This is a genomic window from Rhizobium acidisoli (genome assembly GCF_002531755.2).
Taxonomy (GTDB): domain Bacteria; phylum Pseudomonadota; class Alphaproteobacteria; order Rhizobiales; family Rhizobiaceae; genus Rhizobium; species Rhizobium acidisoli.
This window is the reverse complement of sequence record NZ_CP034998.1, coordinates 3,155,584-3,170,090: the sequence shown is the minus strand read 5'-3', so window position 1 is coordinate 3,170,090 and position 14,507 is coordinate 3,155,584. Positions and strand designations below refer to the sequence as shown.

12 protein-coding genes are annotated in these 14,507 nt (G+C 61.4%); 3 read left to right on the top strand and 9 right to left on the bottom strand.

What is annotated here, in order from left to right; genetic code table 11:
• The first annotated feature begins 85 nt into the window (after positions 1-85).
• Positions 86-697 carry an urease accessory protein UreG gene (gene ureG, locus CO657_RS15620; RefSeq protein ID WP_054182892.1) on the top strand — a complete coding sequence of 204 codons (612 nt, stop codon included), beginning with the start codon at positions 86-88 and terminating at the stop codon, positions 695-697.
• Between the two features lie 105 nt (positions 698-802).
• Here the strand turns inward: ureG and CO657_RS15615 are convergent, their stop codons facing one another.
• The 6 genes from CO657_RS15615 to CO657_RS15590 all read right to left on the bottom strand — a co-directional run bounded on the left by CO657_RS15615 (position 803) and on the right by CO657_RS15590 (position 9,639).
• Positions 803-4,132, bottom strand: a complete 3,330-nt coding sequence (locus tag CO657_RS15615; RefSeq protein ID WP_054182891.1) for an efflux RND transporter permease subunit — start codon at positions 4,130-4,132, stop codon at positions 803-805.
• 12 nt (positions 4,133-4,144) lie between these two features.
• Complete coding sequence (locus tag CO657_RS15610; protein WP_054182890.1) at positions 4,145-5,335, bottom strand: efflux RND transporter periplasmic adaptor subunit; 1,191 nt, start codon at positions 5,333-5,335, stop codon at positions 4,145-4,147.
• Positions 5,336-5,729: 394 nt separating this feature from the next.
• Positions 5,730-6,701 carry an ABC transporter substrate-binding protein gene (locus tag CO657_RS15605; protein WP_054182889.1) on the bottom strand — a complete coding sequence of 324 codons (972 nt, stop codon included), beginning with the start codon at positions 6,699-6,701 and terminating at the stop codon, positions 5,730-5,732.
• 59 nt (positions 6,702-6,760) lie between these two features.
• The gene (locus tag CO657_RS15600) at positions 6,761-7,888 is read right to left on the bottom strand and encodes an ABC transporter permease (RefSeq protein ID WP_054182888.1); all 1,128 of its coding nucleotides are present in this window, start codon (positions 7,886-7,888) and stop codon (positions 6,761-6,763) included.
• The gene (locus CO657_RS15595) at positions 7,885-8,814 is read right to left on the bottom strand and encodes an ABC transporter permease (RefSeq protein ID WP_054182969.1); all 930 of its coding nucleotides are present in this window, start codon (positions 8,812-8,814) and stop codon (positions 7,885-7,887) included. Before CO657_RS15595 ends, CO657_RS15600 begins: the two co-directional genes overlap by 4 nt.
• A gap of 39 nt (positions 8,815-8,853) precedes the next feature.
• Complete coding sequence (locus CO657_RS15590; RefSeq protein ID WP_012558716.1) at positions 8,854-9,639, bottom strand: ABC transporter ATP-binding protein; 786 nt, start codon at positions 9,637-9,639, stop codon at positions 8,854-8,856.
• A gap of 94 nt (positions 9,640-9,733) precedes the next feature.
• Between CO657_RS15590 and CO657_RS15585 the strand changes: the two genes are divergently transcribed.
• Positions 9,734-10,147, top strand: a complete 414-nt coding sequence (locus CO657_RS15585) for a cupin domain-containing protein (RefSeq protein ID WP_012558715.1) — start codon at positions 9,734-9,736, stop codon at positions 10,145-10,147.
• 58 nt (positions 10,148-10,205) lie between these two features.
• Here the strand turns inward: CO657_RS15585 and hydA are convergent, their stop codons facing one another.
• Genes hydA through CO657_RS15570 form a run of 3 tightly spaced genes read right to left on the bottom strand, consistent with a single transcriptional unit; the run spans position 10,206 to position 13,553 of the window.
• The gene (hydA, locus tag CO657_RS15580) at positions 10,206-11,660 is read right to left on the bottom strand and encodes a dihydropyrimidinase (protein ID WP_054182887.1); all 1,455 of its coding nucleotides are present in this window, start codon (positions 11,658-11,660) and stop codon (positions 10,206-10,208) included.
• A gap of 34 nt (positions 11,661-11,694) precedes the next feature.
• On the bottom strand, positions 11,695-12,300 hold the full coding sequence (locus tag CO657_RS15575) for a hypothetical protein (RefSeq protein ID WP_054182886.1): 606 nt from the start codon (positions 12,298-12,300) through the stop codon (positions 11,695-11,697).
• Positions 12,300-13,553, bottom strand: coding sequence for a Zn-dependent hydrolase (locus CO657_RS15570; RefSeq protein ID WP_054182885.1), 1,254 nt, complete (start codon positions 13,551-13,553; stop codon positions 12,300-12,302). Before CO657_RS15570 ends, CO657_RS15575 begins: the two co-directional genes overlap by 1 nt.
• Positions 13,554-13,829: 276 nt before the next feature.
• Here CO657_RS15570 and CO657_RS15565 point away from each other — a divergent pair, with 276 nt between their 5' ends.
• Positions 13,830-14,507, top strand: a complete 678-nt coding sequence (locus tag CO657_RS15565) for a TetR family transcriptional regulator C-terminal domain-containing protein (RefSeq protein ID WP_054182884.1) — start codon at positions 13,830-13,832, stop codon at positions 14,505-14,507.

The window sequence follows — 14,507 nt, the reverse complement described above, 5'->3', positions numbered from 1 at the left end:
CGTAAATTATCCGACCATCTGCGTCATTTGACGGTGGCGTGCGCCCTCGGCGTCGCTATCATCGGGTTCGATTGGAGTAAGGCATATGAAATCTAGAAACGGACCTCTGCGCGTCGGCATCGGCGGGCCGGTCGGCTCGGGCAAGACGGCGCTGACCGAAAAGCTCTGCAAGGCGATGCGCGACAACTATTCCGTCGCTGTCGTTACCAATGACATCTACACGACCGAGGATGCCGAGGCGCTGGTGCGCATGCAGGCATTGCCTTCGGACCGGATCGTCGGTGTCGAAACTGGCGGCTGTCCGCACACCGCCATTCGCGAGGATGCAACGATCAATCTTCAGGCGATTGCCGGCCTCAACCAGCGGATTCCCGATCTCGACGTGGTCTTCATCGAGTCCGGCGGCGACAATCTGGCAGCGACCTTTTCGCCCGATCTTGCCGATATCACCATCTATGTCATCTCCGTCTGCCAGGGCGAGGAAATCCCTCGCAAGGGCGGGCCCGGCATCACCCGCTCGGATCTTCTCGTCATCAACAAGAAGGATCTGGCGCCCTATGTGGGCGCCGATCTCGAGGTGATGGACCGGGATGCGACGCGCATGCGCGCAAGCCGCCCCTTCGTCTTCTCCGACATGAAGCGCGGCGACGGCGTCAGCTCGATTGTCAGCTTTCTCAGGGAGCTGGGCGGGCTCTGACGGGCAGACTTGCCGCTGCAGACCGACGCTGCGGATAGCGGCGAGAACGGCAAAATGAAACGGGCCGGGAGATCGCTCCCGGCCCGTTCATGTTCTGCGTTCTGCTTATTCTGCTGCGAAAGGCGGCAGCCGCAGCACGTTGGTGTCTTTGCCATTGGCGTTCTTGCGCTTGCTTTCCGGCTTTTCGATCGCGGTCAGCCGCTCCTCCAACGAGTCGATATCGTCGCGGTTCTCGCGGGTGACGCGGGTGAGATCCTCGCGCGACAGCGGCAGTTCCTCCTCGTCCTTCCTGCCGACCAGGCGGCCGAACATCCAGCCGAGCAGGCGGGACAGATCGTCCATGATCAGGAAGAAGGACGGCACGACGACGAGCGAGAGCACCGTCGAGACGATGATGCCGCCGATCACGGCGATCGCCATCGGCGCGCGGAACGAACCGCCTTCACCGACGCCCAGCGCGGAAGGCAGCATGCCCGCCGACATGGCGATCGAGGTCATGATGATCGGCCGGGCGCGCTTGCGGCCGGCTTCGACCATGGCTTCGACGCGAGCCATGCCCTGGTGGCGCATCTCGATCGCGAAATCGACGAGGAGGATAGCGTTCTTGGTGACGACACCCATCAGCATCAGGATGCCGATCATCACGGGCATCGACAGCGGATTGCTGGTGATGATCAGAGCCGCCGCGACGCCGCCGATGGCGAGCGGCAGCGAGAAGAGGATGGTGAAGGGCTGAATCACGTTCTTGAAGAGCAGGATCAGCACTGTCAGCACCAGCAGGAGGCCCATCAACATGGCGTTGACGAAGCTCTGCTGCATCTCGCTCTGCACCTTGGTATCGCCGCTTTCGGCAAGATGCACCGTGGCCGGGATATTGGCCGCCTTGACGATCTCGCGGAAGCGGGCCGAAGCCGTGTCGAGCGCTACGCCCTGCGGCAGGTCGGAGCCGATCGCCACGACGCGGTAGCGGTTGTTGCGCTTGATCGAACTTACGCCTTCGGAATAGTCGATATTGGCGACGCTAGCGAGCGGAACGGTGCCGCCGCTGGCTGTCTGGATCTTCAATGCGCGGATGGCCGAGAGATCACGGCGCATATCGACCGCCGCCTGGACCCGGATCGGGATCTGGCGATCGTCGAGCGAGATCTTGGCAAGAGCCGCATCGACATCACCGATGGTGGCGACACGGATCGTCTCGGAGATCTGCTGCGGCGTGATGCCGAGGCGTGCGGCCTCATCCTTGCGTGGATAGACCTGCAGTTCCGGACGGGGCAGGGCGCCGTCGGCGCTGACATTGGCAAGCAGCGGATCGGCGCGGAGCTTGGATTCCAGAATGCCGACGGCGTCGTTCAGGTCCTTCTCGTTCTTGGAGAGGAAGTTGAAGGCGAGGTCGCGTTCACCGCGGTCATTGAGTTTCAGGATATGGACGTCGGGAATGTCGCGCAGCTTGGCGAAAACTTCCTTTTCGATATCCCATTGCGGACGTTCACGACCGTGGACTTCCACCTTCGGCAACATCGGACCGATGACCGGGATGGCGCCGAGCCCGTCATTGACCATCTTCTTGATCAGCGATTGGTCGAGCTTATCAAGCGCCAGCGTGATGGTCGCACGGCGCAGTTCGAGATCACCCTTCGGCGATGCGCCGCCGAGGACGAAGACGCTTTCGACGCCGTTGATATCCTTGACCCTGTCATAGATCGCATCGGTCGTCTTCTCGGTATCGTCAAGCCGTGCATTCGGCGGCAGTTCGACGGAGAGAACGATGCGCGAAGCATCTTCCGTCGGCAGGAAGCTGCCGGGCACGAACATGAACAACGAGATGACCGAACCTACCGTGAAGATGAAGGCTACGATCAGGGTCGTATAACGCCAATACCACTTACGGGTCGTGCCGGTGACAAGGCGCGTATAGCCCTTCATCAGCAGGCTGTCATTGTCGTGATGATCGTCGACGCCGTCTTCCGCACGCATCAGATAGGCGGCCATCATCGGGGTGATAAGGCGTGCCACCATCAGCGAGAAGAAGACGGAGAAGGCGACGGTCAGGCCGAACTGGATGAAATACTGGCCGGGAATGCCCGGCATGAAGGAAACCGGCACGAAGACGGCGATGATGGTGAAGGTGGTGGCGATGACGGCAAGGCCGATTTCATCCGCCGCCTCGATCGCCGCCCGATAGGGCGTCTTGCCCATCTTGATGTGGCGGGCGATGTTCTCGATTTCGACGATCGCGTCGTCGACCAGGATGCCGGTCGCGAGCGTCAAGGCGAGGAAGCTGACGAGGTTCAGCGAGAAGCCCATCATGTCCATGACCCAGAAGGTCGGGATCGCCGACAGTGGCAGGGCGATGGCCGAGATCAGCGTCGCGCGCCAGTTTCTCAGGAACAGGAGGACGACGATGACGGCGAGCAGCGCGCCTTCGAGCAGCGTATGGATGGCGGCTTCGTAGTTGCCGTAGGTGAAATAAACCGAATCGTCGATCAGTTCGATCTTCACGTTCGGGTTTTCGCTGCGGACCTTGTCGAGGCTCTGTGCGACGGTTTCGGCGACGCTGACTTCGCTGGCGCCCTTGGAGCGAAAGACGCCGAAGGTGACAACAGGCGTATCATTGAAGCGCGAGAAGGATTTCGGCTCTTCATAGGTGTCCTTGATGACACCGAGATCGGACAGCTTGACAAAGCGGCCGTTCGGCAGCGCAATCGTCGTGTCGGCGAGCTCGGCGACGTTGCGGGCATCGCCGAGAACGCGGATCGCCTGTTCGCTGCCGGCCACCTGGCCGCGGCCGGAGCCGAGGTCGATGTTTGTGCCGCGCAGCTGCTCGTTCACGCTCGCCGCGGTGATGCCATAGGCATCGAGCTTGCCGGGAGTGAGTTCGATGCGCACTTCGCGCTCGGCGCCGCCGTAACGGTCGACGCGGCCGATGCCGGCCTGGCCCTGCAGCGCACGCTTGACCGTATCGTCGACGAACCAGGAGAGTTCTTCCAGCGACATGTCGGGCGAGGACACGGCGAAGGTCTGGATCGCCTGGCCCTCGACATCGACCTTGGTGACGATCGGTGCCTCGGCGGTCGCCGGCAGATCGCTGCGAATGCGGTCGATCGCATCCTTGACGTCCTGCACGGCCTGCTCCGTCGGCACTTCCATGCGGAACATGACGTTGGTCTGCGAGCTGCCGTCGGTCACCGTCGACTGGATTTCGTCGATGCCGGTGATGGAGGCGATCGCGTCTTCGATCTCCTTCGTCACCTGCATTTCGAGTTCGGCGGGCGACGCGCCGCTCTGCGTCACGCTGATCGAAACAAGCGGAACGTCGATGTTCGGGAAGCGCGTGATCGGCAGCTTGTTGAAGGACTGCATGCCGATGAATATCAACAGGCAGAAGGCCAGCAGCGGCGCGATCGGATTTCGAATGGACCAGGCTGAAAAATTCATCGGATGGTCTCTTTAGTTGGAAGCCGGGGGCTGTTCACGCACCGGCGTGATGTGGTCGCCGTCACGGACATAAGCGCCCGCCTTGGCCACGACCTCGTCGCCGCTCTTCAATCCATCGACGATCTCGACATAGGCTCCGTCCTGGATGCCGGTCTCGACCTTGGCGAATTTCACCACGCCATCCTCGACCTTGCGGGCCGACGAGCCTTCGTTACCAGTGAGCACGGCGGTCAGCGGAAGCGATACGCCCTCCGTCTCGCGAACGATGATCTCGGCGCTGCCATACATGCCGGAGCGCGCCTTGCTGTCGTCGTCGATAGAGATATGGACGAGGCCGAGGCGGGTGACCGCATCGACGGTCGGCGACACCAAGCGCACGGCGCCGGAAAGCTTCTCGCGGCTGCCGGAAAGCGAAATCGCCGCCTTCTGGCCGGCCGCGACCCTGACGATGTCGCTTTCGGCGACCTCCGCGACAAGCTCGACATCGCCGTCGCGGATCAGGGTGAACAGCGGATCGCCGTTGCCGGCGGCAATGGCGCCGACCTTGGCGTTCTTCGCCGAGACCGTGCCGGCCACCGGCGTCTTCACATCGGTGCGCGCCAGCTTCAAATCCGCATCGGCGATCTGGCTGTCGAAGACTTTGAGATCGGCCTCGGCGACCTCGATCGCCTGTTCGGCGGAGACGACGCGGGCATTGGCGGCGGCGGCCGTCGCATCGGCCTGCTCGACCTGGGCGGTGGAAACCGTGCCCTTCTTGACCATTTCCTGGGCGCGGGCCTGCTGCTGTCTTGCCTGTTCGGCATTGGCCTGCGCCTCGATGAGCTGGGCGCGCAGCTGGGCGAGGCTTGCCTCACCCTTGGCTTTCGTCGCCATCATCTGGCTCTTCTCCAGCACCAGCGCGTCGTCGTTGAGCGTCGCCAAGGTGCTTTCCGCCTGAACCTTGTCGCCGACATCGGCTTTCAGCGTGCGGATTGACAGGCCTTCGACCTGTGGTTGAATATAAACTTCCTCGACGGGCTTGATCGTTCCCGTGCCGATGACACGGTCGACGAGCGTGCGATTCACAGCCTTGGTGACGACGATCGCCGGCAGATTCTGCTGCGGTTTTTCGACTGGCTTTTCCTGCGAAAATACCGTGGATGCAGCGAGAGCTGCTGCAAAAAGGGTAGCGGCGCCTAGAATTTCAATCGGCTTGCGTGCCATGCGTCTTCGTCCAATCTTGTAACAAGCTTAGCCGAACTCGCGCGTCTGCCACTCAGCTCGCGACCAGGCCACTGCCTTTCCTGCATTCTCAGGGGTATCCGCACATCATTGCCGTCTTCATCCCTCGCCGGCAAATCGGCTTTTAGTTGGTATCGATTTGCTCGATATGCAAGCCCGGCAGAAAACAATTCCCCATGAGCCGATAATAATTACCATCGAAACCTGAATCAATCACCGTAGGGTTATGTGAACATGACGATGATTGATCCTGCTTCTTCCCCCATGACGTTTGACGCCCGACAAATGCGACAGTTGCAAGGCGTTTTTTATCAGGCGGATAAAAGAAACGCGCGGAGATCTCCCGCGCGTTTCGTTTTTGCATTGTTTGCCGCGGTTACTTGGATGCGGCGTCGGTAATGTCGTGCGTCCAGGCGCCCGAGGGCTCCTTGTTGATGATCTTCTGATCGAGCAGCGCCTTTGTGGTGCGGGCATAGAGCGCTTCGTCCAGCTTGCCTGAGCCGTCACCGACCAGCTTGGCGACTTCGCCCATCATCCGCTTCTGGTGATTATCGTCCTGACCGCCATTGTCCATCACGATCTCGGCGGCTTCGTCGGGGTTTTCGGTCGCATATTTCCAGCCCTTCATCGAGGCGCGGACGAACTTGACCATCTTCTCCTTGAAGGCCGGGTCCTTCAGCTTGTCTTCCATCGCATAGAGGCCGTCTTCCAACAGGTCGTTGCCCATCTCGGTATAGTTGAAGACCGTCAGTTCCTCCGGCTTGAAGCCGGCATCGATCGCCTGCCAGTATTCATTGTAGGTCATCACAGAGATGCAGTCGGCCTGCTTCTGGACGAGTGGCTGCACGTCGAAGCTCTGCTTCAGCACGGTGACGCCGTTCGCGCCGCCTTCCGTCGACAGACCCAGCTTGTTCATCCAGGCGAAGAAGGGATATTCGTTGCCGAAGAACCAGACGCCGAGCGTGTGGCCCTTGAAGTCGGCTTCGGTCTTGACCGGGCCGTCCTTGCGGCAAATCATTTCCAGGCCCGATTTCTGGTAGGGCTGGGCGATGTTGACGAGCGGGACGCCCTTTTCGCGGGCAACCAGGGCGCCGCCCATCCAATCGACGATGACATCGGCGCCACCGCCGGCGATCACCTGCTCGGGGGCAATATCAGGGCCGCCCGGCTTGATATCGACGTCGAGGCCTTCTTCCTTATAGAAGCCCTTGTCCTTGGCGACGTAATAACCGCCGAACTGGCTCTGCGTGACCCATTTCAGCTGCAGCACCACCTTGTCGGCGGCCATCGCCTGGGCAGCGGCAAGCGTCATCGCGCTCGCCATCATTGCAACCATCAACTTTTTCATTTTCTTATCCTTACCCTCTGAAGTTATGCCCGAACCCCATTTGCGAAGCCCGTGCGCGCCTAGCCACCACGGATAGACGGATGCCAGAACGTCACCGCCCGTTCGGTCAGGGCGATGATGCCATAAAAGATCGATCCGGCCAGCGCCGCGATAGCGATTTCCGCCCAAACCATGTCGACATTCATACGGCCGATCTCGGTGGAGATGCGGAAACCCATGCCGACGATCGGCGTCCCGAAGAATTCGGCAACGATGGCACCAATCAGCGCCAGCGTCGAGTTGATCTTCAGTGCGTTGAAAATGAAGGGCATGGCGGCCGGAAGCTTGAGCTTGAACAGCGTCTGCCAGTCGCTCGAGGCGTAGGTGCGCATCAGGTCGCGCTCCATGCTGCCGGAGGCGGCAAGGCCGGCGACGGTATTCACCAGCATCGGGAAGAAGGTCATGATGATGACGACGGCGGCTTTCGACGGCCAGTCGAAGCCGAACCACATAACCATCACCGGTGCGACGCCGATGATCGGCAAGGCCGACACCATGTTGCCGATCGGCAGGAGACCGCGGCGCAGGAAAGTGATGCGGTCAGCCAGCACCGCAACCACAAAGCCACTGAGGCAGCCGACGATATAACCGATCAGCACCGCCTTGAAGATCGTCTGCCTGACATCGGCACCGAGGATAGGCAGGGATGCCATGATACGGGCACCGATGGCGCTCGGCGGCGGCAGGATGATGAAGGGAATGCCGGCGCCGCGCGTCGCGGCTTCCCAGAGGATGAGGATCCAGGCGCCGAAGATCGCCGGGATCAGCAGCTGGAGCGCCGATTTGCCGAAAGAAGTGACGGGCTGCAGTTTCGACAGCTCGGTGACGCATCGCCAGGCAAGCAGCCAGCAGGAAAACAGCAGCAGGAAATACGCCCGCGTAGCCATGCCCTCATTGCCGGAGAGAGCGGAAAGCAGCATCCAGGCGGCGCCATGCGCGCCGATGAACAGCACGGTGGCGCGGTAGGCCGGCGGCTGCGGCGCAAAGGACAGCAGGGCAGCCGCAACGACGATGGTGAAGACGAGGCTTGCCGTGCCGTCGGTGAAGGGCTGCGCCGCACCTTCGGCCAGAAGCGGCAGGGTGACAAGCGCTGCCATGCAGAAGAGGAGGGCGGTCACGCCCTGCCAGGAGAAGGTCAAATGTCTCATGCCGGCCTCCCGCCCATGGCACGGTCGACGATCTTCGCCGCAAGGCCGACGATCGCAACCAGGATGCCCGCCAGCAGCGACCCGGCGACGAGAGCCGCCCAGATATCGATGGTCTGGCTGTAATAGGAACCGGCCAGCAGCTTCGAGCCGATACCGGCAACCGCACCTGTCGGCAGCTCGCCGACGATGGCGCCGACGAGGCTGGCGGCGATTGCGACCTTCATCGAGGTGAAGAGGAAGGGGATCGAGGCCGGAACCCGCAACTTCCAGAAGGTCTGCATGGGGCTCGCATAATAGGTGCGCATCAGGTCGAGATGCATGATCTCAGGTGACCGCAAGCCCTTCACCATGCCGACGGCGACGGGAAAGAAGGAAAGGTAGGTCGAAATCAGCGCCTTGGAGACGAGGCGGGAGGCGTCGGAATCGAGGTTTAACAGATGCGCAAGCGCATTATCGCCGGTCAGCACATTGTAGGAGATGATGACGATCATCGGCGCGATGGCGAGGATCGGGATGGTCTGGCTCGCTACCAGCCAGGGCATCAGCGAGCGGTCCATGGCGCGGTTATGCACGATCAGCACCGCAAGAAGAATGCCGAGCAGCATGCCGAAACCGAAGCCCAGCAGGGTGGAGGAGAGCGTCACCCAGCTGTGATAGATTAGGCTGCGATTGCTCGAAAGGCTGCGCAGGACGGTGTTCTCATAGACGTTTTGCGCCACCTGATGCGGCGCCGGCAAGATCGGCTTCGGCTGCGCCAGCGTCTTGCCGATGAACTCGAGCGTCGTCGGTGTGGCGCCGGCACGGCTGTCCATGTCGCGCTGGAACGGCGCGTTCATCAGAACGGCTGCGACATACCAGATGGCGATGAGAGCGAGCAGGATGGTGGTGACGGGGACGATCTTGTTTTTGAAGGTGTCGGGTTTCACAGCGACCGCCCCCATTTGTGTGCTTCCAAACTCAACCGCCTAAACCTCATGGCTATGCCCCGTCCTCAGCCCTTCGCGGACACGATGGGCGATCTCCAGAAACTCGGGGGTGTCGCGGATGTCGAGTGGGCGTTCGGCCGGCAGGGGCGAGTCGATTACGTCGGTGACGCGGCCGGGGCGCGGCGACATCACCACGATCTTGGTCGAGAGGTAGACTGCCTCGGGGATGGAATGGGTGACGAAACAGATCGTCTTGTTGGTGCGGGCCCAGAGTTTCAGCAGTTCTTCGTTCAGATGGTCGCGGACGATCTCGTCCAACGCGCCGAAGGGCTCGTCCATCAGCAGCAGGTCGGCGTCGAAGGCCAGCGCGCGGGCGATCGAGGCGCGCTGCTGCATGCCGCCGGAAAGCTGCCAGGGGAACTTCTTCTCGAAGCCGGTGAGGCTGACAAGATCGAGCGCCTCGGCGATGCGCCTCGTCCGGTCGGCGCTGGAATAACCCATGATCTCCAACGGCAGGGCGATGTTGTTTTCGATGGTGCGCCAGGGATAGAGCGCCGGGGCCTGGAAGACATAGCCGTAGGCACGGGCCTTGCGGGCTTCTTCCGGCGTCATGCCGTTGATCGAAATCTCGCCCGAAGTGCTCTTTTCGAGATCGGCGATGACACGCAGGAAGGTGGTCTTGCCGCAGCCGGACGGGCCGATGAAAGAGACGAAATCGCCCTTGCGGACATCGAGATTGACATCGCTCAGAGCCCTCACCGGGCCGTCATTCGCCTGGTAGGTGAGACAGAGATCCTTGGCGGATACGACGGAGGGTGCTTGCATCAATGCGACCGTTCTTGTTTTCGCCGCGGGGAGGCGGTTTGCATGTTACCATCGCCGCAGGCCCTGCCGGCGGCGCATTTCATGGAGGAAGAGAATGGACGCGACATCAAAACCCACCTGCCACATCGTTCGGCCCAACCATGCCTATGACGGCAAGCAGGGGCTCAGCTATTTCCAAGGGATCGCGGCCGAGACGGTGGGCGCCAAGGGCATCTGCATGCACCTGCTGACGATCCCGCCCGGCGTGCGCGCCAAGGCGCATCTGCACGAGGCGCATGAGACGGCGATCTACATGCTCTCTGGCGAGGCCCATACTTGGTACGGAGACCGGCTCGAGCAGCACGTTATCGTCCATGCCGGCGAACTCTTCTACATCCCGGCCGGCGTGCCGCATATGCCGGCAAACCTCAGCAGCACGCCGTGCACGGCGATCATCGCCCGCACCGATCCGAACGAGCAGGAAAGCGTCGTGCTGCTGCCGGAGTTGGATGCGCTGGTGCCGGCATGAGGTCATCGACATGAAGGCGCCGTTCTCCGGTTGATGGCCGTATCGTCATAGAACATCGTCAAACGCCGGTCGCCGGAATGCCGTTGCGCGTCACCTTGCGCGGGGCGGTGATCTCCTTCCAGGTGGAGAGTGCCTTGCTGACGGCCGTCACCGGTTCGCGCCTGACGAATTCACCATGGCCCTCTTGGGTCTTGATGGTGCTTTCCTCGATAGCGACGACGCCGCGCGTCAGCGTGTAGCGCGGCAAGCCGGTCACTTCCTTGCCTTCGAAGACATTGTAGTCGATCGCCGACTGCTGGCTCTTGGACGAGATGGTTTTCGACCGCTTCGGATCCCAGACGACGATATCGGCATCGGCGCCGACGAGGATCGCGCCCTTCGTCGGATAGATGTTGAGGATCTTGGCGATGTTGGTCGAGGTGACGGCGACGAACTCGTTCATCGTCAGCCGGCCGGTATTGACGCCGCGGGTCCAGAGCATCGGCATGCGGTCTTCGAGGCCGCCGGTGCCGTTCGGGATCTTGGTGAAATCACCGACGCCGAAACGCTTCTGCGCCGTGGTGAATGCGCAATGGTCGGTAGCAACCACCTGCAGCGAGCCGGAGGCAAGCCCGGCCCATAGGCTATCCTGATGCTGCTTGTTGCGGAACGGCGGCGACATGACGCGGCGGGCGGCGTGATCCCAGTCGGGATTGGAATATTCGCTCTCGTCGAGCGTCAGGTGCTGGATCAGCGGTTCGCCGTAGACACGCATGCCCTTGGCGCGGGCTCGGCGGATCGCTTCGTGTGCCTGCTCGCAGGAGGTATGCACGATATAGACCGGGCAGCCGGCCATGTCGGCGATCATGATGGCGCGGTTGGTGGCCTCACCCTCCACCTCGGCGGGGCGGGAATAGGCATGCGCCTCGGGACCGTTATTGCCTTCGGCGAGCAGCTTTGCCGACATCGAAGCGACCACGTCGCCGTTTTCGGCATGCACCAGCGGCAGCGCGCCGAGTTCGGCGCAGCGCTGGAAGGAGGCGAACATCTCGTCGTCATCGACCATCAGCGCGCCCTTGTAAGCCATGAAGTGCTTGAAGGTGTTGATGCCCTTGTCGCGGACGATAGTCTCCATCTCCTTGAAGACCTGCTCGCTCCACCAGGTGACCGCCATGTGGAAGGAATAGTCACAATTGGCCCGGGTCGACTTGTTGTCCCACATGGTCAGCGCTTCGAGCAGCGACTGGCCGGGGGCGGGCAGGGCAAAATCGACCACCATGGTGGTGCCGCCGGAAAGGGCGGCCCGCGTGCCACTTTCGAAATCGTCGGAGGAATAGGTGCCCATGAACGGCATTTCGAGATGGGTGTGCGGATCGATACCACCAGGCATGACATAACAGCCGGTCGCATCCAGCGTCTCGTCGCCCGAGAGGTTCGGGCCGATCTCGACGATCTTGCCGCCGTCGATCTTGACGTCAGCCTTGTAGGTCAGGTCGGCAGTGACGATGGTGCCGTTTTTGATGACTGTGGTCATGGCTGCTGTTCCTTCTCCCTGCGGTCTGTTGCTGTTACTGCTCAACTGCCATTGTGGGTGCGCCACTTCGCAGGAGCGTTGCGCCCTTGGCGATGAGGCCGTAGACGGCCTCTTCGCTCAAATCATCGGGCGCGTCGTGCTCTTCCTCATAATACCAGTCGGGTTGGTCAACAACGTCGGCGCCGCCAACTGACAATGACCAAAAGCCATCGCTTTCGCGAAAGTAGAAATCCTTGCCATCGATGAGCCCAGTTGACTGTACGGGTTGGCTGCCGTTGGGGCGTTCGATCAGTATTCCAGGCATGGAAGGGCCGAGTTCGATCCGAACGACGCCCGGCCCAGGCCCGGACAGATAGTAGGTTTGATGGGGTGCATGTGGGTCACGGTTATCTGAATCGGCCAGGTGAACACCGGTAGGTTTATATAGCCAGAAGCTTGATAGTTGCGGAAGTCTGATCCGCTCGCCTGCTAGGTTGATGCCAATATAGAAAACCTGCACGCCAGGGACGTCGCCCCACGGACCTTCGTTCACCGGCGTCACATTGGCATTGGCCCATGCAAGGTCGTCTGCGGTTCGCTGGTCATAGAACTTAAAAGCGTCAGCATCATTGAGATAGATTGCTGGCTGGTCTGGCGCCATCACACCACAATCTCCGCCGTCTCCACCACCGCATGGAACAGCACATCGGCGCCCGCCGTCGCCCATTCCTTGGAAATCTCTTCCGCTTCATTGTGCGACAGACCGCCGACGCAGGGGCACATGAGCATGGTCGCAGGCGCGACCTTGGCCGCCCAGCAGGCGTCGTGGCCGGCGCCGGAGATGAGGTTCATGTGGGTGTAGCCGAGGCGTTCGGCGGCGGAGCGAACCGAGGTGACGAGCTTTTCGTCGAAGGTAACAGGCGCGAAATGGCCGATCGCCTCGACGGAACAGCCGACACCCAGCGCATCGCAGATTTTTGGCGCTTCCGCCTCGATCTTTGCCCGCATGCGGTCGAGCTTGGCCTTGTCGGGCGAGCGGATGTCGACGGTGAAAACGGCTTTGCCGGGCAGCACATTGCGGGAGTTCGGCGAGAAGAACACCTGGCCGACACCGCCGACGGCGCCCGGCTGCTCACCCATCGCGACACCTTGCACCATTTCCAGGATGCGCGCCATGGCAAGGCCGGCATTGACGCGCATGTTCATCGGCGTCGAGCCGGTATGGGCTTCCTTGCCGGTCAGCGTGAATTCCAGCCACCAGAGGCCCTGACAGTGGGTGACGACGCCGATCTGCTTGTCTTCGGCCTCGAGGATCGGGCCCTGCTCGATGTGATATTCGAAATAGGCGTGCATCTTGCGGGCACCGACCTCTTCGTCGCCGAGCCAGCCGACGCGTTTCAGTTCGTCGCCGAAGAGATTGCCCTCGGGATCCTTGCGATTATAGGCAAAGTCGAGGCTGTGCACGCCGGCGAAGACGCCTGAGGCCAGCATGGCAGGGGCAAAACGTGCGCCTTCCTCGTTCGTCCAATTGGTGACGACAATGGGATGTTTGGTCTTGATGCCGAGATCGTTCATGGTGCGCACGACTTCGAGGGCTGAGAGCACGCCGAGCACGCCGTCATATTTGCCGCCGGTCGGCTGGGTGTCGAGATGCGAACCGACATAGACGGGCAGGGCATCGGGATCGGTGCCGGGGCGGGTGGCGAACATCGTGCCCATCTGGTCGATGCCCATGGTGAGGCCCGCTTCGTCGCACCATGTCTTGAAAAGGCTTCGGCCCTCGGCATCCGAATCCGTCAGCGTCTGGCGATTGTTGCCGCCCGCAATGCCGGGGCCGATCTTCGCCATGTCCATGAGACTGTCCCAGAGACGGTCGCCATTGACGCGCATGTTTTCGCCTGGTGCTGCCACCATTCTTCAAGCCCTCACCTGTTTGCGGCAGCCATGCGAAGTGGCATGCCCGCCTGTTCCCGTGGTCTCTTCCAACGCGCCTCTTATTGCTTTTGTCAAGCGCCGGAAAATCGCCAGTTGCCTTTGTTTTTCATCTGGCGGATAATTTGACCGATTGGTAAACATTACAACTTCCACCGCCGGGCTCAAGACGAAAATCACGAAAATTGCCGATAAAAATACGGGCAGTTGCTCAAGAATGCGGCAGGGTCGCCTCCTGCCAAAACTTGAGCGAAGAAGTTGAATTTCAAGGGGAAACGACAGCCTGTGACCATACCGAGAGCAGCGAAAACCCTGAGGCGGACGCGAATTCAGGAGGAGAAGGAAGAGCAGATCCTGGAAGCGGCGCTCGACGTGTTTTCGGCAAGCGGCTTTCGCGGCTCGACCATCGACCAGATCGCCGAAGTGGCCCGCATGTCGAAACCCAACCTGCTCTATTATTTCCGCACCAAGGAAGCGATGCATCGGGCGCTGATCGACCGGGTGCTCTACACCTGGCTGGAACCGTTGCGCGCCTTCGACGCCGAGGGCAATCCGGAAGAGGAAATCCGCAGCTACATCAGACGCAAGCTGGAGATGGCCCGCGATTTTCCGCGTGAAAGCCGGCTCTTCGCCAATGAGGTGCTGCAGGGCGCGCCGCATATCGAGGACGAGCTGAAGGGGCCGCTGAAGGAACTGGTCGACGAGAAGGCGGAGGTCATCCGCGCCTGGACGAAATCAGGCAAGATCGCCAAATGTGATCCCTACCACCTGATCTTCTCCATCTGGTCGACGACGCAGCATTACGCGGATTTCGACGTGCAGGTGCGTGCGGTGCTCGGGCAGGAGCATTCCGGCGAGGGGCGCTTCGAGGATGCGGCGCGGTTTCTGGAACAGCTCTTCATCGGCGGGCTGCGCCCGGATCGCTCTGAGAGCTGA

What these genes read in the sequence shown, in the direction of transcription:
- CO657_RS15570 (WP_054182885.1), bottom strand. Translation starts at nt 13,553, where the DNA reads ATGGTGGCAGCACCAGGCGAAAACATGCGCGTCAATGGCGACCGTCTC.
- CO657_RS15600 (WP_054182888.1), bottom strand. Translation starts at nt 7,888, where the DNA reads ATGAGACATTTGACCTTCTCCTGGCAGGGCGTGACCGCCCTCCTCTTC.
- CO657_RS15590 (WP_012558716.1), bottom strand. Translation starts at nt 9,639, where the DNA reads ATGCAAGCACCCTCCGTCGTATCCGCCAAGGATCTCTGTCTCACCTAC.
- CO657_RS15585 (WP_012558715.1), top strand. Translation starts at nt 9,734, where the DNA reads ATGGACGCGACATCAAAACCCACCTGCCACATCGTTCGGCCCAACCAT.
- CO657_RS15615 (WP_054182891.1), bottom strand. Translation starts at nt 4,132, where the DNA reads ATGAATTTTTCAGCCTGGTCCATTCGAAATCCGATCGCGCCGCTGCTG.
- hydA (WP_054182887.1), bottom strand. Translation starts at nt 11,660, where the DNA reads ATGACCACAGTCATCAAAAACGGCACCATCGTCACTGCCGACCTGACC.
- ureG (WP_054182892.1), top strand. Translation starts at nt 86, where the DNA reads ATGAAATCTAGAAACGGACCTCTGCGCGTCGGCATCGGCGGGCCGGTC.
- CO657_RS15575 (WP_054182886.1), bottom strand. Translation starts at nt 12,300, where the DNA reads ATGGCGCCAGACCAGCCAGCAATCTATCTCAATGATGCTGACGCTTTT.
- CO657_RS15605 (WP_054182889.1), bottom strand. Translation starts at nt 6,701, where the DNA reads ATGAAAAAGTTGATGGTTGCAATGATGGCGAGCGCGATGACGCTTGCC.
- CO657_RS15610 (WP_054182890.1), bottom strand. Translation starts at nt 5,335, where the DNA reads ATGGCACGCAAGCCGATTGAAATTCTAGGCGCCGCTACCCTTTTTGCA.